The 17,727-nt window shown below is 62.2% G+C and carries 10 protein-coding genes and 1 pseudogene; 2 read left to right on the top strand and 9 right to left on the bottom strand.

Annotated elements, in window-relative coordinates; translation table 11 throughout:
* Nucleotide 1: 1 nt before the first annotated feature.
* Nucleotides 2-958: an alpha/beta hydrolase gene (locus PSH65_RS22565; protein ID WP_305422454.1), complete on the top strand. Its 957-nt coding sequence runs from the start codon at nucleotides 2-4 to the stop codon at nucleotides 956-958.
* A gap of 388 nt (nucleotides 959-1,346) precedes the next feature.
* On the opposite strand, the pseudogene PSH65_RS22560 reads toward PSH65_RS22565, so the two are convergent.
* The 6 genes and pseudogenes from PSH65_RS22560 to pvdM all read right to left on the bottom strand — a co-directional run bounded on the left by PSH65_RS22560 (nucleotide 1,347) and on the right by pvdM (nucleotide 10,980).
* Nucleotides 1,347-2,677, bottom strand: a pseudogene (locus PSH65_RS22560) (IS4 family transposase).
* Nucleotides 2,678-2,793: 116 nt separating this feature from the next.
* Entirely contained in the window at nucleotides 2,794-5,274 is a 2,481-nt protein-coding gene (locus PSH65_RS22555; protein ID WP_305422453.1) for a TonB-dependent receptor, read from the bottom strand.
* A gap of 113 nt (nucleotides 5,275-5,387) precedes the next feature.
* On the bottom strand, nucleotides 5,388-7,037 hold the full coding sequence (locus PSH65_RS22550; RefSeq protein WP_305422451.1) for a cyclic peptide export ABC transporter: 1,650 nt from the start codon (nucleotides 7,035-7,037) through the stop codon (nucleotides 5,388-5,390).
* A 272-nt stretch (nucleotides 7,038-7,309) separates the two neighbouring features.
* Entirely contained in the window at nucleotides 7,310-8,179 is an 870-nt protein-coding gene (locus PSH65_RS22545; protein WP_305422449.1) for a formylglycine-generating enzyme family protein, read from the bottom strand.
* Nucleotides 8,180-8,326: 147 nt separating this feature from the next.
* Nucleotides 8,327-9,613, bottom strand: a complete 1,287-nt coding sequence (locus PSH65_RS22540) for an aminotransferase class V-fold PLP-dependent enzyme (protein WP_305422448.1) — start codon at nucleotides 9,611-9,613, stop codon at nucleotides 8,327-8,329.
* Nucleotides 9,610-10,980: a pyoverdine-tailoring dipeptidase-like protein PvdM gene (pvdM, locus tag PSH65_RS22535; RefSeq protein ID WP_305422446.1), complete on the bottom strand. Its 1,371-nt coding sequence runs from the start codon at nucleotides 10,978-10,980 to the stop codon at nucleotides 9,610-9,612. The genes PSH65_RS22540 and pvdM overlap by 4 nt, the downstream gene beginning before the upstream one ends.
* A 203-nt stretch (nucleotides 10,981-11,183) precedes the next feature.
* Here pvdM and PSH65_RS22530 point away from each other — a divergent pair, with 203 nt between their 5' ends.
* Nucleotides 11,184-12,809 (top strand): PvdJ/PvdD/PvdP-like protein, encoded by a 1,626-nt coding sequence (locus PSH65_RS22530; protein ID WP_305422444.1) that lies wholly within the window; start codon nucleotides 11,184-11,186, stop codon nucleotides 12,807-12,809.
* Nucleotides 12,810-12,930: 121 nt separating this feature from the next.
* Here PSH65_RS22530 and PSH65_RS22525 read toward each other — a convergent pair whose 3' ends face one another.
* The 3 genes from PSH65_RS22525 to PSH65_RS22515 are packed head-to-tail and all read right to left on the bottom strand — an operon-like array spanning nucleotide 12,931 to nucleotide 17,467.
* Nucleotides 12,931-14,325, bottom strand: coding sequence for an efflux transporter outer membrane subunit (locus PSH65_RS22525; protein ID WP_305422442.1), 1,395 nt, complete (start codon nucleotides 14,323-14,325; stop codon nucleotides 12,931-12,933).
* Between the two features lie 7 nt (nucleotides 14,326-14,332).
* Entirely contained in the window at nucleotides 14,333-16,306 is a 1,974-nt protein-coding gene (locus PSH65_RS22520) for a MacB family efflux pump subunit (protein WP_305422441.1), read from the bottom strand.
* Complete coding sequence (locus PSH65_RS22515) at nucleotides 16,307-17,467, bottom strand: efflux RND transporter periplasmic adaptor subunit (protein WP_305422440.1); 1,161 nt, start codon at nucleotides 17,465-17,467, stop codon at nucleotides 16,307-16,309.
* Nucleotides 17,468-17,727: the final 260 nt, after the last annotated feature.

The following is a 17,727-nucleotide window of genomic DNA, read 5'->3' as shown; positions in this document are numbered from 1 at the left end:
GATGTCGTTACACCCTGATCTGGAAGCCTTCCTCGACCTGGCGCAAGACGGCCAGGACGCAGGCCAGCCGGCGCTGCATCAACTGACCCCGGTCGAGGCCCGGGCGATCTTCGAACAGACCACCGCGCAGTTGCGCTGGGATGCCCCTCAGGATCTTGACGTGCTGGAGATCAATACCCCGGCTCGGGACGGTGCGCCGCTGGCGTTGCGGTTGTATCGGCCGAGCGGGGCGACGGCACCGATACCGGTGCTGGTGTACTTCCATGGTGGTGGTTTTGTAGTGGGCAGCCTGGATTCCCATGACGGAGTCTGCCGCGAATTCTGCCGACGCACCCCGTGCGCGGTGTTGTCCGTGGGCTATCGGCTGGCGCCGGAGCACCGTTTCCCGACGGCGCTGGAGGACGGTGAAGACGCCTTGTTTTGGCTGGCGGAACAGGCGCTGGCCCTGGGGCTGGATGTCGGTCGCGTCGCGTTCGGCGGCGACAGTGCCGGTGCCACGCTGGCGACGGTGTTGGCCTTGCAAGCGGTGGTTCAGCCACACACTGTGGCCATCGTCCCCAAGGTGCAGTTGTTGTGTTATCCGGTCACTGATGCCTCGCGCGCTCACGATTCGCGCTTGTTGTTCAGTGAAGGGTATTTGCTGGAGAACGACACGCTGGACTGGTTTTACCAACACTACGCCCGCAGCCCCGAAGACCTGCTGGACTGGCGCTTCTCACCGTTGCTGGCTGAGGACCTGCGCGGTGTGGCGCCGGCGATTGTGCTGCTGGCCGGGTTCGATCCGTTGCTCGATGAAGGCCAGGCCTACGTCGATAAACTGCGCGCGCAGGGGGTGAGTGTCGAACTCGAACAGTGCCCGGGCCTGACCCATGACCTGCTCAGATTGGCCTCGGTGATGCCGGATGTGCTGAGCGTGCATGAAAGCTTGAGCCGTGCGTTGAGTCGGCATTTGAACTGATCAACCAGTTAAGCCGTTGATCGTTCCCACGCTCTGCGTAGGAATGCAGCCCGGGACGCTCCGCGTCCCCTCCAGAGCCGAACGCGGAGCGTCCGTTGAGGCATTCCCACGCAGAGCGTGGGAATGCAGCCCGGGGCGCTCCGCGTCCCCTCCAGAGCCGAACGCAGAGCGTCCGTTGAGGCATTCCCACGCAGAGCGTGGGAACGATCGGTTAAGGGCGGGCGATCTTTTGTTTGATCGTTCCCACGCTCCGCGTGGGAATGCAGCCCGGGGCGCTCCGCGTCCCTTCCAGAGCCGAACGCAGAGCGTCCGTTGAGGCATTCCCACGCAGAGCGTGGGAACGATCAAAACAGGCACAAAAAAACGCCCCGCAAATGCGTAATGCTGTTCACTTAAGCGGAGCAGCCTTACGGTCTACTGGAAACCGGGTCTTTGATATTTTCACCGTCCTTGGCCTTGAAGGTCTTGGACGGTGATCCAGAAACAATCCTCCGATACCTGCCCTTAACTCTGCCAATCGTCTGCCTGTGGCTGAAATCGGGTTGGCCGCTGCCATCACTATCAGTTGCACGGCAATGTACTGGCAAGCCGGTTTGAAACGAATGTCCGAGGGGGCTCGGCCAAACGCCACCGCCGCCTGGCGGGCTTCCCGACGAATCACGTTATAAACCAACAAAAGTCCCCAAACCTCCTGATAGACCAAGTCGACTTTTTTGCTACGCAAGGTCACTGCGTTCTGCTGCATCGAGCTCTTGATGTCCCTGAAGCCCAATTCGATCTCCCAGCGTTCCTGATGCAGCTTGGCCACGGCCTTGGCGTTGTAGGCGTTAGCCGGCAATGACGTCATGACGGTCTTTAGCTTGCCTTGAATTTCATAACTGACTTCGCGGGCCTCCCAATGCGTTGGAAGGGTCGGGTTTCGCTTCCTGGCCTGCGGCGAGACTTTCATGCGCACCCAACGATCGTGCTGGCTGTAGCGGGTCACTTCTTCGCAGACCATTCCTTTTTTTGCCGGGATCAACCAATGACGGTTGCTACCAGCACTGCTCAGGCTCGACAGCAGTTCGGCCCCCCAGAATCCTTTGTCGAACAACGTCACCGAGTGATCGGGGATCTGCTGCAGGAACTCGTCGGCCAAGCGCATTTCACTGCGTCGGTAAGGGCTCAATTGCGCATCCAGGATCACGTGCGAACGTACATTCATCAACGCCACCAGGCGCAGCATGGGAAACGGAGTCTGGCGGTCGCTCGGGGTGTTTCCCGACCCGAAGTGGTCCCGAAGCTCGGGCGTATCCGGGGTGCGCAAGAGTGCTCCGTCCACTGCGAACACCTGCAGTTCCTGCCAGGCGTCACCGTCATAGCGCTCCGCCCCCATTGGGTTCCCGTCTTGCGGAACAGCCACTCAACGGGATCGGCGCCGAGCCGCTTACGCGCTTCGGTCAGACCGCTACGGGCCAACAGGTGGTCAGAGGCCAGGCCTTGGGCGCAGATGTTCAAACGTCTGGCCACTTCGTGAACCGGTTCATCACGAAACAGCGCCATGCCGAGCACCAGCCAAAGCACTTGGTCAGCGGGCAGGCGACGTCGACGAATGGTGGCCTGACTGGAAAGATCCAGCGCAGACGCGACCCACTCTATGGGGATGTTTTGGATGAAGGTGCTCAGGTCGCAGAAGTTGAAAAGGTCGCCGAGGTCGAGCAGGTCCTGTTGAACAGACATAAAAAATCCGATGCCAGATATCTGGCATCGGATTTTCGGATAAGCCCAGCTGAGACTCAAATGCTTAAGTGAACAGCATTACCCGCAAATGCGGGGCGTTTTCATTTTTGCTGCAATCAGAAGTCAGCCTTGACCGACATCACGAAGTTGCGCGGTTCACCGTAGAAGTTACCCCAACCTTCGGAACCGACCGTGGCGTAGTAGCGCTTGTCGAACAGGTTGTTGCCGTTCAGTGCCACGGACCAGGTGTCGTCGATGCGGTAGCCGATGCGACCGTTCCAGACCGCATAGCCAGCCTGGGTGATGTTGTTGCCGCTGCTCGGCGAGACGCGGTAGTTGCTGCTTTGGGCATTGACGCCAGCACCGACGGTGACACGTTCCAGCGGACCGCTGAGGGCGTAATCGCCCCACACGCGCAGCAGGTGGCGTGGCACATACGAGTTATATGACACACCGTCCTGACTGGCGTCGGCGTCTTCCAGCACCTTGGTCTGGGTGTAGGTGTAGCCGGCCAGCAACTGCAGGCGGTCAATGACTTCACCGCTGACTTCAGCTTCGAAGCCTTGGGCGCGCACTTTGCCGGAGTTCTGCGAGCAGGTGCTGTCCGGGCAGGCCGGGTCATCCTGGGCTGCGTCTTTCTGGACGGTGCGGAACAGGTTGAAGGAGCTGTTCAGGCGACCGTCGAACCATTCACCCTTGATCCCCAGTTCATAGCTCTGGCCGATCAATGGCTTGAGGGTCGTACCGGTGATGGTCTTGTAGTTGCCTTGCGGGGTGAAGATATCCGCGTAGCTTGTGTAGACGGTCAGGTTGTCGTTGATGTCGAACAGCAGCGCGGCGAACGGGGTGACTTGCCCGGTTTCCTTGGCCTCGGAACTGATCGGCGTGCCTTCGCCGCGCCAGAACGAGACGGAGTCGGTTTCGGACTTGTACCAACTGACGCGGCTGCCCAGTACGAAGGTCAGCGGATCGGCCAGTTTCAGGCGTGCCGTGGAATAGGCGCCATATTGCTTGATCCGCATGTCTACCGGACCACCCCGGGTGGCGTTGGCCAGGTAGAAACTTTCATCCGGCTGGGGCAGGTGATGGTTGGGGTTCAGCACATTCTGACTATCAGGCAGGAGGGCCACGGCGTAGAAGTCATCTTTGTGGGAGCGGCTGGCGTTGGCGCCGACGATCAGCTCGTGCTCTTGGCCAAATGCGTCGAACTTGCCGTCCACATAAGCGTCGAGGCCGTAGTCGACCTGATCGTAGTCAAAGATGCTGCCGATCATCGGGGTATTGGTGCTGGTGGCGCCAACCGGTACCGAACCGCTGGGGAAGGCGTATTCCATGTCCTGGGTGTTTTTCGAGTAAACCCCCGCAACCTTCAGCGCCCAGTTGTCGTTGAACTCGTGTTTCAGATCGCCAAAGTAAGTGGCCCGCTTGCTGCGCTGGTTGTTCCAGGCGGTGTTCAGGCACGTGGAGCGAGAGAGCTTCAGGTCGCTGCCATCGGCGTAGCGGGGCAGGCCGCCCCAGCATGGGGTGGCATCGACGTCTTCATAGGCCATGCCCAGGCCCAGGGTGGTGTAGTCGCTCAGGTCAAAGTCCAGGGCGCCGTAGTAGATCTGATCCCTGCGCTCGCCCACATCATAGAAATACTGACGGGTCTGCTGGGTGACCACGGCCCGGCCACGAATGGTGCCGGCATCGTTCAGCGGGCCGCCAGTGTCGACCTGGCCACGGTAGTTGTCCCAGGTGCCGGCGGACAGCGACAGTTGCGTGTGCGGGGTGTCCTGGCCGCGCTTGCGCACGAAGTTCACGCCGCCCGCGGTGCCGCCTGCGCCTTTCATCATCCCGGCTGCGCCGCGCAACACTTCGACCCGATCATAGATCGCCATGTCGCTGCTGAAGGCGTCGGCCTGTACGTAGCTGCTGCCGATGTCCAGCGGCACGCCGTCGTACTGGTACTGGCCGGTCATGCGGAAACCCCGGGAGTAGAAATACTTGCCGCCCATGGGCGAGTCGTAAACGGTGATGCCCGGGGTCTTTTCCATGACCTGTTCGATGGTGTTCAGGTTCTGGTCATCGAGCATCTTGCGCGTGATGACGGTGATCGACTGCGGGGTTTCCTTGAGTGAATGCTCGCCCTTGCCAATGGTCACCGCGCCGGTGGTGTAGGAGTTGCTGCCTTCGGTGGTCGCGCCCAACCGCTGACCGTTGATGCTGGTCGGTGCCAGTTCCATCGCACTGCCGGTGGCCGGTGCCAGCAGCGTGACCGTGTTGCCGTCGCGCTGATGGCGCAACCCGGTGCCTTTGAGCATCGCGCTGAGCGAATCATCTTCCTGGTAGCGGCCGTTGAGGGCACTGGAACGCAGGTTCTGGATGCTCTCGGGGCTGTAGATGATTTGCAGGTTGGTCTGTTGACCGAGCGTCTGCAGCGCCTGAGCCAATGGCTGGGCCGGGATGTTCAGGGTCCATTCCTGGGCCTGGACATAGGGCGTCATGGCCAGGGTCATCGCCAGGCCGAGGCCGGTGGACGTCATGCGCGAGCGAGTCGTGCTGCTCATTAACAGGGCGCGGGTCAGAGGTCGAAGCATGAAACGGGATGCGGACATGAGGTTAAGACCTTGGCAGGTATAGTTGGTAATGGTTCTTATTCATCTCATTAAGACGAGGAGGCTGCGGCAAACCGGAAAATTATTTTTCCGATCGGCCACGGCCTCGTTGGTCAGGCGGGTTGCAGTTCGCTTTTGACCTTGCCGGCCTCCATGCGCACCAGTTGATCGGCGACGTCGAAGTAACGGTCATCGTGGGAGATCACGATGATGGTCTTGCCCAGGCGCTTCAGGTCGGGCAGCAGTTCGGTGTAGAAGATGCGGCGGAAGGTCGGGTCCTGATCGGCCGCCCATTCATCGAACACCAGCACCGGCCGTTCTTCGAGCCAGGCATTGACCAGTGCCAGGCGTTTGCGCTGACCGGTGGAAAGATCGGTGGTGCTGAACGCGCCGTCGCGCACGCTGACCTTGTGCGCGATCTCCAGGCGTTCGAGGTAGCGCGTGGCATCCTGCGGCACTTGGCGGTCGCCCTGAATCAGGTCATCGAACAGGTAATAGTCGGCAAATATCGTGGTGAAGTTCTGCCGGTAGTCATCGCGGTTGAGTGCGGTAATCGTCTGGTCGTTGACGCGGATCTCGCCTTCGGTGGGCGCATAAAGACCCAGCAGCAGTTTAATCAGCGTGGTTTTGCCACAGCCGTTCTCACCGACGATAAACACAATGTCGCCTTGTTGGATGCGCAGGTTGACCGGCCCGAGGCGGAAGGGCTCGCTGCCTTCCACAGGGGGGAAGGCGTAACGCACGTTGCTCAGTTCCAGGCTGTGGACCGGGCCGGGTTTATGGCCCTGATCTTCCAGCAGCAGGTGCGGTTCCGGGGAGGAAAACTGTTCGCTGAGTTCGGCGATCCGGCGAAACGCAATCTGCGCCCGGCTGATGATTGGCAGCGTGCTGACCAAATGTTCCAGCGGCCCTTTCATGTACAGCAGCACCAACACAAAACCGCTCATCACGGCTTTGTCGGAACTGGGCCAGAACGATTGCAGGGCCAGCGCCAGGCCAATGACCACGAAGAACAACATCGAGCCGAACGATTTGGCAATGACGAAGGTATTGATCGAGCGGATCTGGGTGTCGCAGATTTTCTCGGCGGTTTTCTGGATGCCGGACACGAACATGCGCTGACGCCGTGGCCGGTGGATGCGCAGTTCCTTGGCCCCTTCGGCGATGGCGTTGTAGTGCTTTTGCAGCTCGTCTTCGGAATCTCGTGCTGCGTAGAAACCGCGCATGCCCTTGGCCCGGGCGATGGCCTGGATGGTGGTGCCGATGGCGATGGCCACCAGCATCATCAGAAACATCGGCCACGACAGCAGGGCCAGATAGCCGAGGCAACCCAGGGTCACGGTCAGGGAAATCGCCAACGGCGCGAAGGCGAAGGCGAAATCGCTGATGGTGTCCACGTCATGGGTCAGCACCGGGATCAATCGGTGGCTGCGGTAGCGCTCGATCTGGTCTATGGGGGCTGACAGCACTTTCTCCCCCAGCTCTTTGCGCAGCCTGGCGATGATGTGCTGACCGACATAATTGGTGCCGATGTCGGACAAAATCGAGGTCAGCAGCGCCAGCACGCACAGCCCGGCGAAAATCATCACCACGGTGCGGGTCAGGCCATCGGCGGAGTGCAGGGCATTGTTGATGGTCGCCAGCAACACGGTGACGCTCAGGCCACCGATCATGCCGAGCATGATGGACACAGAGACGATCAGGCGGAAGGGCTTGAGCAGGGCGAACAATTCGTTGATCGCCCCACGCGTTGGCTTGGTCATGGAGGATTCCTGCTTCGATGCGGAGGGAGTGCCGGTACTTAAGGAAAACGAATGGTCGGGGACTTTATTTAAACGGCTGCAGAGGGTAATTGCCGGTTAGTCACCAGGCCTGTGGTGAGCGAAATCCCTGTGGGAGCGGGCTTGCCCGCGAAAGCGGTGCGTCAGGCGACTTAAATGTTGACTGTACCGCCGTCATCGCGGGCAAGCCCGCTCCCACAGGTTTCACGGCTGAACTGACCAGCATCAGGGCAAGCCCCCTCGCCACAAAGGATTCAGAGCTCACGCACTACGCGAAACCCCAGCCAGTCGCCGCTGCTGGTGGGCAGGCTGCTGTTGCGATTGCCGGAGCGGGAAAACACTGGCGCCTCCCCCCAGTCGTTGCCGCGCATCACCTGGCGTTTGCAGTTCTGTTCCAGCCATGGGCTGCCGTCGGTGGGTACGCCGACGTAGTCTTCGCGGTAGCAATCGGCGACCCACTCGTACACGTTGCCGTGCATGTCGAACACGCCAAAGGCGTTGGCCGGGAACGTGCCGGCCGGGGAGGTGAAGTTGTAGCCGTCGGCGGCGCCGTAGGTGTTGGCGTTTTTCGAGATCTGGTAGTCGGCGCCTTCATCGAACGCAAACGGGAAAGACCCGGTGCTGCCGGCGCGGGCGGCGTACTCACGGATCGACTCGCTGGGCAGGCGATAGGCATGACCGGTTTTCTTCGACAGCCAGGCAATGTAGCCCTCGGCTTCGGCCACGTTCATGCACACCGCAGGGTGGCGCGCGGTCTGTTTGAAGCTGGGTTTGCCGGCCGTGCAGCGACGGCCTGGCCGATCGTCGAAGTCGGCGGGGGTGTTGCCGGTGACGCGCACGTACGCGTCCCATTCGCCGGCCAGTACCTGGAAGCGGCTGATGGCGAAAGGGCGGGTGAAGGTCACTTCATGCAGCGGGCCTTCATCGGGCTGGTGGCCGACTTCATCCGCTGGCGTGCCCATGCTGTAGCGGCCGGCGGGCAGTACGACCATTTCCGGACAGTCTTTGCAGTCCTTGAACACCTTGCCGGGGGCTGGCGGGGTTGCGGCCTGGGCTGTGCCGGGCAGCAGACCGGCGAGCAAAGCGGTCAGCGCCAGGGCGGAGAACGTGTGGGGCGTTTTCATAAGTCATCTCGGTTAAAGGAAAACGGTGCCTCGCAGCGCAATGCTGTTCACTTGTGGCGAGCGAGCTTGCTCGCGCTGGGCTGCGTAGCGGCCCCTAAAATGTGAGTGCTGCGCACTCAAGCGCGAGCAAGCTCGCTCGCCACAGGTTCATGCGCGAAGCTTTTTGCCAAGCACATCGATGAAGCGGTCTACCTCGGCGTCGGTATTGAGCAGGCCGGGCGCGGTGCGGATCACCGGGCCGACGTCGCGACTGACCGCATCGCAGACAATCCGGTTTCGCATCAGGTGGGCGGCCACCGCATCGCTGTCCTGACTTTTGATCCGGAAGAAGCTGAACCCCGCCGAAAACCTTGGATCGACCGGCGTGACCAGCTCGACGCCCGGCTGTTCCAGCAACCGCTGTTTGAGGTAGCTGTTGAGCTGATGGATGCGCGCCTGGACGTCGGCCTTGCCCAGCTCCAGGTGCAATTTGAATGCTTCGTCCACGGCCCAGCGATGTTCGAAAGCGTGATAGCCGCCCGGGGACATGGTGGTGGAAAAGGTCGTGGCTTCGGAGAAGGTCGGCACGCTGGGGCTGACGTATTTCAGCTCTTCGCTGCGGCTGCAAACGATGCCGGTGCCGCGGGGGCCGAACATCCATTTGTGGGTGCCGGCAATAAAGAAGTCGCAGTTCATCGCCGGGAAGCTCAGGTCTTCGACGCCGAAGCCGTGCACGCCGTCGACCACGTAAACGATCCGGTCCTTGTCGTCGCGCTGGCGATTGTGTTCATCGACGAGACCGGCAATGTCACTGATCGGCAGCTTCACGCCACTGCCCGAGTGCACCCAGGTCATGCCCAGCACGCGGGTCTCGGGACGGATGTTGCGGTTGATGGTATCCAGCACCTGGTCGGCCGAGATCGACTGTGGCTGCTCGAACAACTGAATCTTGCGCACCCGGGTGCCATCGCGCTGGTTGCGAAAATGCAGGATGTTGTTCGTGGAGTAGTGCTCGTGAACCGTGGTGAGGATTTCCTGATCGGGGCGCACCTGCACGCTGCCATAAATCATCGCCAGGCCTTCGGTGGTGCTGCCGGTGAGGGCGATCTGGGTCGGTTTGGCCTGCAAATATCGACCGGCCCAGAGCCGCACGTTTTCTTCGCGCTGCTCGGTCACGCCCAGGTCCCAGTCCATGGCAAGGCCGGGATTCAGATCGAGAGCGGCGCGGTGACGGTCGATGGCCTCACGCACCGGTTTGGGGTGAGAGGTCACCAGAAAATTGGCGAAGTGAATGCAGTTCGGGTCCTGGTCGAACAACTGACGCAGCTGTGCCCATTTGTCCCGGGGCAGGGCTTGCAGCGGCGCGGCGGCGACCGGTGAGCCGAGACTGGCACCCAACGGCAGGCCGGCGGCGAGGATCCCGGCCTGTTTCAGAAAGGTCCGACGGTCACTCATGGCTTGACCGTTTCCTGGCGAGAAATCAGCGTAGGCTTCGCGGCTTTTTGCACTTGTTCCCAGACCCGCAGGAAGTTTCCGCCCCAGAGCTTGGCGATATCGGCTTCGGAATAACCGCGCTGGATCAGTTCGGCGGTGACGTTGCGGATCTCGCCGACATTTTCCCAGCCTTTGATGCCGCCGCCGTCGTTGAAGTCCGAAGCGATGCCGACGTGGTCGATGCCGACCTTGCGCACGGTGTAATCGATGGCGTCGCCGAGGTCCTTGAGCGTGGCCTTGGGTTCTTCTTCGAGAATGGCGTACAGGCCGCTGGCGTATTGACCGAGCTTCTGTTCCGACCAGGCAGTGATGATCGGGTCGCCCGGCATCAGCGCCATCGCCAGGTTGGGCAATGGCGGCAGATCGAAGCGCGCGCGCAGGGCGTTGAGTTTGTTCTGGGTGCCTTGGGTCAGCGGTTTGAGGTATTGCGAGAAACCGACCACCTGCACCACGCCGCCGCTGTTTTTGATCAGTTGCAGCTCTTTGTCGCTGAGGTTGCGCGGGATGTCCACCGAGGCCCGTGGCGCCGAGTGCGAGGCCACCATCGGTGTGCGGCTCAGGTGCGCCACTTGCTCCAGGCCCTTGGTCGACATCTGCGACACATCAATGATCACGCCCAGATCGTTGAGCCGCTGCACCGCTTGTTTGCCGATATCCGACAGCCCATCGAGGGCATCGGGGGAGTCGTTGAAAAACGGCAGCGGTCGTGACGAATCGGCCCAACTGTTGTTGCCGATGTAGCTGAAGCCGAACATGCGCATGCCGCGCGCGGCCCACAGGTCCAGTTTGCTCAGGTCATTGCTCAGCGGGTAGGCGTTGAGCATGCTGATGAAAATCGCAAACTTGCCTTCGCCGTGCAGGCGTCGGAAGTCGTCGGGGGTGTAGGCGATGCCGACCTGATTGGGAAAGTCGCGAACCAGCCCGGAGATGATTTTGTAGCGCACTTCCTGTTGGTTACGCGCTTCTTCGACGAAACCGTCGGTGGGCCTGTGGGGCGCATTCGGGCCGTTCCACATTTCCGGCCAGCCGAACACCGTCAGGGCCGCGCCGGACAGTCGACCGCGATTGGCCTTGATCAGGTCGAACTGCCCGGAACCGTCCTTGTCGGCCTCATTGCCATGGGCGCCGAAGTTCAGGGGGACGGTGATGTGGCTGTCGAAGGAAAGGATCCGCTCCTGCAGTTCGGTGGCCTGTTTCATGACCTTGACCGGGTAGCCGGGGTTGTCCTTGAACCCATGATCCCAGACCAGCCAGCCTGCGCCGGCGCTGATGGCCAGGGCCAGTGGCAGGCCGAGGTACAGAGCTTTTTTCGAACGTGTTTTTGTCATCGCCATCTCAGTCAGGTTCGCCGCCCCGGTGCAGGCGCAGGGGCCTTTGCTATCTGGGAAGAACGAGTGAACGGCGCAGGAATTTAGATGGCCGCGAAAAGATCGCGGCCTTCGGCAGCTCCGAGGGGGCCGCATAAATTTTTGGGGGCAACAAACGTTCTAGCTTGGATAAAGCCTGCTTCATGGCTGACACAGGTAGGGCAATGACGATTTCTCGACGCTGGTTCATGGCGGGCCTGGCGCTCACGAGCGCTGCGGTGCCTGCCGCTTTTTATGCACATCGTGAGCTGACCCGGGAAAAGGAACCGATCACGCCGGGGGAGGCCACGGTCGACCTGGCGAGCACCGCCGGGCAGCAACTGGCCGACAGCTTGCGCGGAATCTGGGACATTCGTTTTGTCGGCAGCGATGCCGGGCTCGATGGCTTGCCGCAGGACGGGCTGGAGCTGTTTCTCGACATCGCTCATCGCGGGCGCGGGTTGCGCGGTTGCCTGGACACCGGCACTCACCTGCGCGGGGAAGGCCAGCCGTGCTATCAGGTCATCGGCGATCTGGCACCGGCCACTGGCGCTGAACTGTACTGGCGACTGATGCGCACTGATGCCCCGCTGGTGGCGCCGGTGTATGAGTTCAAGGCAAAGCTCGATGAAGTATGGGCGGCTTTCGGCAACGCCGGCAGTGGCACATTCAGCGGTCAGGTGCTGAGCCTGAATCGCCCGTTGGGTTTGCCCGAACTCGACAATCGCTTTATCGCCATCAAGCGCCGGTTTCCCGAAGCGCGGGAGCGAGTCGCCCTCAACCCGACGTTTCTGGCGTGGCTGGTGTCTCCCGAGCATCGATTGTTTCATCAGCTCTGGCACGCGTCCCGGGACAAATGGCACAAGCTCTCGGAGAAAAAACGCGAGGCGTTGCGCGGTATCGGCTGGCAACCCGGCCCACGGGACCAGGAGCGTGATGCCCGTGGCCCGCGCAAGGACCGCAACGGTTCGGGCATCGATTTCTTCTTCATGCACCGGCACATGCTCGGCATCGCCCGGTCCATGCAGGATTTGCCTTCATGGCCGGCGTTCCCCTTGCCGCAACCGGAGCTTGAGCGTGATCGCCAAGGCTTCGCGCGCTATTTCGACAATCACGATGGCAATGCCTTGCCACCGACCTGGTTGACCGAAGGCGACGACGAATACACCAAGTGGGTCAGCGACATCAAAGCCGCCGAGACCTATCACAGCAACTTCCAGGTCTGGGAGTCGCAATACCGGGATCCGCGTTATCTGTCGAAACTGACCCTCGGCCAGTTCGGTTCGGAGGTCGAACTGGGCCTGCACGATTGGCTGCACATGCGCTGGGCGTCGGTGGCCAGGGATCCGTCCAACGAGATACCGGTGCCGATGGCCCGGGATCAGGCCGACTTCGCGGCGCGTTGGTATGCCCCGGAAAACGACTTTCTCGGCGATCCGTTTTCGTCCCACGTCAACCCGGTGTTCTGGCGTTTCCACGGCTGGATCGACGATCGCATCGAAGACTGGTTCCGCGCCCATGAGCGTTTTCATCCTGGCGAACTGAGCCGCCTGGAGGTCAACGGTGTGCCGTGGTTTGCGCCGGGGCGTTGGGTGGAAGTGGGCGATCCATGGCTCGGGCCGGACACCCACGGTTGCAGCACGACCCCGGGCCTGCAAACGGGTCGCTCGGTGGAAATGGACCCCGAAACCATGAAGCTGGCGTTGCGCATCACCTTTGGCGATGAAGACAAGATGAGCGAGCTGTTTCGCAAAGTGCCGCGACGGCCGTGGTATGCGCGGCATTTGAAGGTCAAGGGATGGCCGGTTTAATCAGGTAGACCGCGTTATCGTTCTTCGCGAGCAAGCCCGCTCCCACATTGGATAGTCGTCGTACACAAAACTAATGTGGGAGCGGGCTTGCTCGCGAAGGCGGCCTCAAAACGACACCGTTCTACAAGACTTGCCACCCCCCGCCCAACGCCTTGTACAGCGCAATGCTGGCCTGCAACCGCGACAATCTCAGCTGCACATTCATATCCTGGGCGGCATACAGCGTGCGCTGGGTTTGCAGCACTGTGAGCAAGTCTTCGGCGCCGGCCCGGTAGCGGCTTTGGGCGATGTCGAAAGCAGTCTGCGCCTGGCTCAGTTCCTCTGCTTGCCACTGACGTTGTTCGTCCAGCCCGCGAATGCCGTTGAGGGCTTTTTCTACATCGGCAAAGCCGTTGATGATTGCCCCGCGATAGGTTTCCAGCAGTTCCTGTTGGCGCGCCGTGGCTTTGTCGCGAGTGGCGCTGAGGCGACCATTGTTGAAGATCGGCGCCACCAGCCCCGAGGACAGGTTGTAAAAAGTCGTGCGCAACAGATCCGAGGCCAGATCGGCACCAGTGCCCAGGCTGGCGGTGAGTGTCAGGGTGGGCAGCATCGCCGCGCGGGCGACGGTCACGTCGGCCTGGGCGGCGGCGAGTTTTGCCTCGGCGCTAGCGATGTCGGGGCGGCGACTCAACAGCTCACTGGGCACGCCGCTGGCGATGTCTGGCCAACGCAATTGATCGAACGGCTGCTCGGTCAGCGTCAGTGCCTGCACCGGTTGGCCGAGCAGGGCGGCGAGGGTGATCCGGGCTTCCCGGGCCTGCTGCTGCACCAGCGGCAGTTTGCGTTGCTGTTCGGCCACCAGGCTTTTTTGCTGAGCCAGTTCCAGTGCGGTGGCGCTTCCGGCGTGGTAGCGGGTCTGCACCCATCGCAAAACGCTTTGGGCGTTGGCCAGGTTCAGCTCGGCGATCCGCTGCTGTTCACGCAACGACAGGGCTTGGGTGTAGCTGTTGGCCACGCCGCTTTGCAAGGTCAGCTCCACGGTGGCCCGGTCGAACTCACTGGCCTGCAAGCCAAGCAGGGCACTGTCCCGGGCGGCCCGTTTGCCGCCCCAGAAGTCGATTTCATAGCTGGCGCTCAGTGCGGCATCGTAATAATCCAGCGAGCGATTAGTGGGGGTGACGTCCAGTTGGCTGTAGCCCTTGCCATGCAGCAAGCGTTGGCGATTGGCGTTGAGGCCGGCCTTGAGTTCGGGCAGCAGCGGGGCGCCGGCAATGGTGGCGCTGGCCTGGGCCTGCTGCACCCGGGCGACGGCGGCAGCCAGATCGTGGCTGCCCACCCGTGCCTGTTCGATCAGTTGATTGAGTTGCGGGCTGCCGAACTGCGTCCACCATTGCCGGTTGCTGTGTGCGGCGGCTGAAGTGTTCGGTGATTGCCAGGCAGCGGGTGGTTGCAGGCCGCTGTCGGGGCGCGGCGCAGGGTTGCTGCAGGCGGCCAGCAACAGGCTGGCGGCCAGAAGGGTCAGGGGCACTTTCATAGGTCGATCATTCACTGGTAAGGGCCGTGACCGGATCGAGCCGGGCAGCCTTGCGGGCAGGCATGAAGCCGAAGATGACACCGGTGACCAGGGCGCAACCGAAGGCGCCGAGCACGGCGAACAACTGGAACGCGACCGCGACGTTGCTCAGCAGCAACACGCCACCAACCAGCAATGCCAGGCCGACCCCGGCGAGACCGCCGACCACCGAGAGCATCACCGCCTCGGTGAGAAACTGGCGCAGGATGTCGCGCTGGCGGGCGCCGGTGGCCATGCGAATACCGATTTCCCGAGTGCGTTCGCGCACGGTCATCAGCATGATGTTCATGACACCGATGCCGCCGACCAGCAACGAAATCGCTGCAATCGAACCGAGCATCAATGACAGCATGCCCTGGGTGCGGGCCTCGGCCTGGATCATCGCGGCGTTGTTGGTCAGTTCGAAATCGCGCTTGCCCTTGTGCTCGCGCAGCATCGTTTGTTCGATGGCCTGCTCAGCCTCCTTGACCTTGCGCGCATCCTTGGCGGCGATCACCACATACTCGGGATTGCGGCTGCCAAACAGACGCACGCTGGCGGCCGAGTAGGGCACGGCGATACGGTTGTCGCTGTCGGAATCGCCGGAGCTGGAACCTTTTTCCGCCAGCACGCCGAGCACCTGGAACGGTACGTTTTCAATCAGGATGTACTGGCCGATCGGATCGGTCAGGTCTTTGAACAGCTTCTCCCTGACCTTGTGCCCGATCACCGCAACCGCGGCGGCGCTGTCTTCGTCGGCCTGGGTGAAATAGCTGCCCTGAACCACCGGCCAATTGAAGATGCTCGGGAAGTTGGTGTCGTTGCCACCCACATAACTGGTGTGATCGGCGTTGCCGAAACGCACGCCCGCCGTCGAGCCGTTGACCGGCATGATCCGCTGCACCTGGGGCAGGTTGGCGAGCGCGGCGACGTCGTCGAGGGTAATGATCCCGGGCGGCGTACGCGGATTGGGCGCGGCGCCGCTGAGGTAAATGATGTTGGAACCGAAGGCGCCCATCTGCGCCATCACCTGTCGCTTGCTGCCTTCGCCCACCGCCAGCATCACCACCACCGACGCCACGCCAATCACAATCCCCAGCAGCGTCAGGGCGGTGCGGAAGCGGTTGATCCACATCACCCGCCAGGCCGCCTGAACCGCGTCCAGCAATTCGCCTTTCCAGGCGCCATTGGCTTCGCTGCCGGCACTCAGGCGCTGGCGCAGGTCCACGGCTTGCAGCGCGCCGGGACGGGCCGTGCGCGGTTCGGCCGAGGGGCTGGTGGCGGTGTCGCTGATGATCAGACCGTCGCGGATTTCGATGACCCGGTTGGCGCGTTTGGCCACTTCGCGGTCGTGGGTGATCAGGATCACCACGTGCCCCTGGCTGGCCAGTTCGTCGAGCAGGCTCATGACTTCGGCGCCGCTATGGCTGTCGAGGGCGCCGGTGGGTTCGTCGGCGAGGATGATGTGTCCGCCGTTCATCAAGGCTCGGGCGATTGACACCCGTTGCTGCTGACCACCGGAGAGCTGGTGTGGACGGTTGCCGGTGCGCGAGCCCAGGCCGAGGCGTTCGAGCAGGGCCGCCGCGCGGGCATGGCGTTCGTGCGCCGGGGTGCCGGCGTAGATGGCCGGCATCTCGACGTTTTCCTGGGCCGATCCGGACGGGATCAGGTGGTAACCCTGAAACACGAAGCCGAAGGCCTCGCGCCGTAGCCACGCCAGTTCGTCACTGCCCAGGCCAGCGACGTTTTCCCCGGCGAACAGGTAGTCGCCACTGGTGGGGCGGTCGAGGCAACCGAGGATGTTCATCAGGGTCGATTTGCCGGAACCGGAAGCACCGACAATGGCGACGAATTCGCCGGCATGGATCGACAGGTCGATGCCGCGCAGCACTTCTACCAGGGGGCTGTCGCCACCGCCGTAGGCTTTGCGGATCTGTCGCAGGTCAATCAGGGGCGTTTGCATTCAGCCTCCGCTGCCGGTAAGCGGAGCGCTCAGCACGTGATCGCCTTCCGCCAGCCCGTCGAGAATCTGCGTGCGTAACCGGTCGCTGATTCCGGTGCGAACCTCGCGGCGCTGAACCTCGCCGTTGGCCGCCACCACTTGCGCCACTTGGCGATCTGCCGCGGTGCCGTTTTGCAGGGCCGCGGTGGGCACCGTCAGCACGTTCTGCGCCTGCCGGGCGACGAAAAATACCTGGGCGGTCATGTCGGTCATCAAGGCGTTGTCGGCATTGTCGACATCCAGCAGCACGGTGTAGAGCACTACTCGTTCGCTGCCGCTGCGACCGCTGGTGGGGCTGCCCTGCGTCTGTTCGAGCGGGCGCGGCGGCACCGGCAGAATCTGCCGCACGGTGCTGCTCCAGCGCCGGCTGCCACCGCTGAGGGTGGTGAACCAGGCGGTCATGCCGGGTTTGACCTGGCCGATATCGGCCTCCGAAACCTCGGCCCACACGGTCATCGGTGACAACCGGGCAATGCGCAATATCAGTGGCGTCTGTTGTTGGGCGTTGAGCGTCTGGCCTTCCCGGGCGCCGACCGCGACCACCGTGCCGGACATCGGCGCGTAGATCCGTGTGTAACCGAGCTCCGCTTCATCGCTGCGCAAACTGGCCTGGGCTTGACGAATCTGCGCCTGGAACCGGTCGATGCGCGCCTGGGTCGCCCGCACTTCGGCGCGGGCGGTCTGCACGTCTTCTTCGCGGGTGGCGCCGCCAGCCTTGAGGTGCTGCTGGCGCTGATATTTTTCCCGCGCCAGGTCGTGCTGGGCGCGCTGCTCTTGCAACTGGGCCTTGAGGTTGTCGATGGAAAAGCGCCCGGCGTCGAGTTTGGCTTTCTGGGTCGAGGGATCGATCTCTACCAGCAGTTGGCCTTCCTTGACCTGATCGCCGGCCTCGACATGAATCTTCTGGATCTGCCCGGACGCCTGGGCGCCGACGTCGACGTAACGTCGCGGTTGCAGGGTGCCGAGGGCAGTCACGCTGTTTTCGATATCGGCGCGGGTTACGAGGGTGGTGGCGAGTTTTTCACGCCCCGGCGGGATCACTTGCCAGGCGGCGAAGGCTACGGCGGGGATCAGGCACAGGGCGACAAACAGGGCGCGTCGGGTAGGGCGGGGACGTTTCATGCGGGGTTCCAGCCGGTGAAAATCGGCCCGTCGCTCGGCGATCACGGCAGTGACCCGCACCGCTGAACGCTGTCGGTGGGCCGACAGACACGGGAAGCTGTCCTGTAAACGAGCACCTTGGAGAGGAATTTAAGTCGCGTTGCAGATCGACAAATGAGGTTATTTCTCAGGTAATTGGATCCAGCGCTTTAAATCTATATGAGAATTACTATAAATTACGCCCCTTGCGCGCTGCCATCATCGTGCCGCCATCTCTTTTA

The organism is Pseudomonas sp. FP603 (assembly GCF_030687415.1).
GTDB lineage: Bacteria > Pseudomonadota > Gammaproteobacteria > Pseudomonadales > Pseudomonadaceae > Aquipseudomonas > Aquipseudomonas wuhanensis.
The sequence above is the reverse complement of the archived record's forward strand: the minus strand, read 5'-3'. Positions and strand labels throughout refer to the sequence as shown.

What these genes read in the sequence shown, in the direction of transcription:
- PSH65_RS22565 (WP_305422454.1), top strand. Translation starts at nt 2, where the DNA reads ATGTCGTTACACCCTGATCTGGAAGCCTTCCTCGACCTGGCGCAAGAC.
- PSH65_RS22555 (WP_305422453.1), bottom strand. Translation starts at nt 5,274, where the DNA reads ATGTCCGCATCCCGTTTCATGCTTCGACCTCTGACCCGCGCCCTGTTA.
- PSH65_RS22550 (WP_305422451.1), bottom strand. Translation starts at nt 7,037, where the DNA reads ATGACCAAGCCAACGCGTGGGGCGATCAACGAATTGTTCGCCCTGCTC.
- PSH65_RS22545 (WP_305422449.1), bottom strand. Translation starts at nt 8,179, where the DNA reads ATGAAAACGCCCCACACGTTCTCCGCCCTGGCGCTGACCGCTTTGCTC.
- PSH65_RS22540 (WP_305422448.1), bottom strand. Translation starts at nt 9,613, where the DNA reads ATGAGTGACCGTCGGACCTTTCTGAAACAGGCCGGGATCCTCGCCGCC.
- pvdM (WP_305422446.1), bottom strand. Translation starts at nt 10,980, where the DNA reads ATGACAAAAACACGTTCGAAAAAAGCTCTGTACCTCGGCCTGCCACTG.
- PSH65_RS22530 (WP_305422444.1), top strand. Translation starts at nt 11,184, where the DNA reads ATGACGATTTCTCGACGCTGGTTCATGGCGGGCCTGGCGCTCACGAGC.
- PSH65_RS22525 (WP_305422442.1), bottom strand. Translation starts at nt 14,325, where the DNA reads ATGAAAGTGCCCCTGACCCTTCTGGCCGCCAGCCTGTTGCTGGCCGCC.
- PSH65_RS22520 (WP_305422441.1), bottom strand. Translation starts at nt 16,306, where the DNA reads ATGCAAACGCCCCTGATTGACCTGCGACAGATCCGCAAAGCCTACGGC.
- PSH65_RS22515 (WP_305422440.1), bottom strand. Translation starts at nt 17,467, where the DNA reads ATGAAACGTCCCCGCCCTACCCGACGCGCCCTGTTTGTCGCCCTGTGC.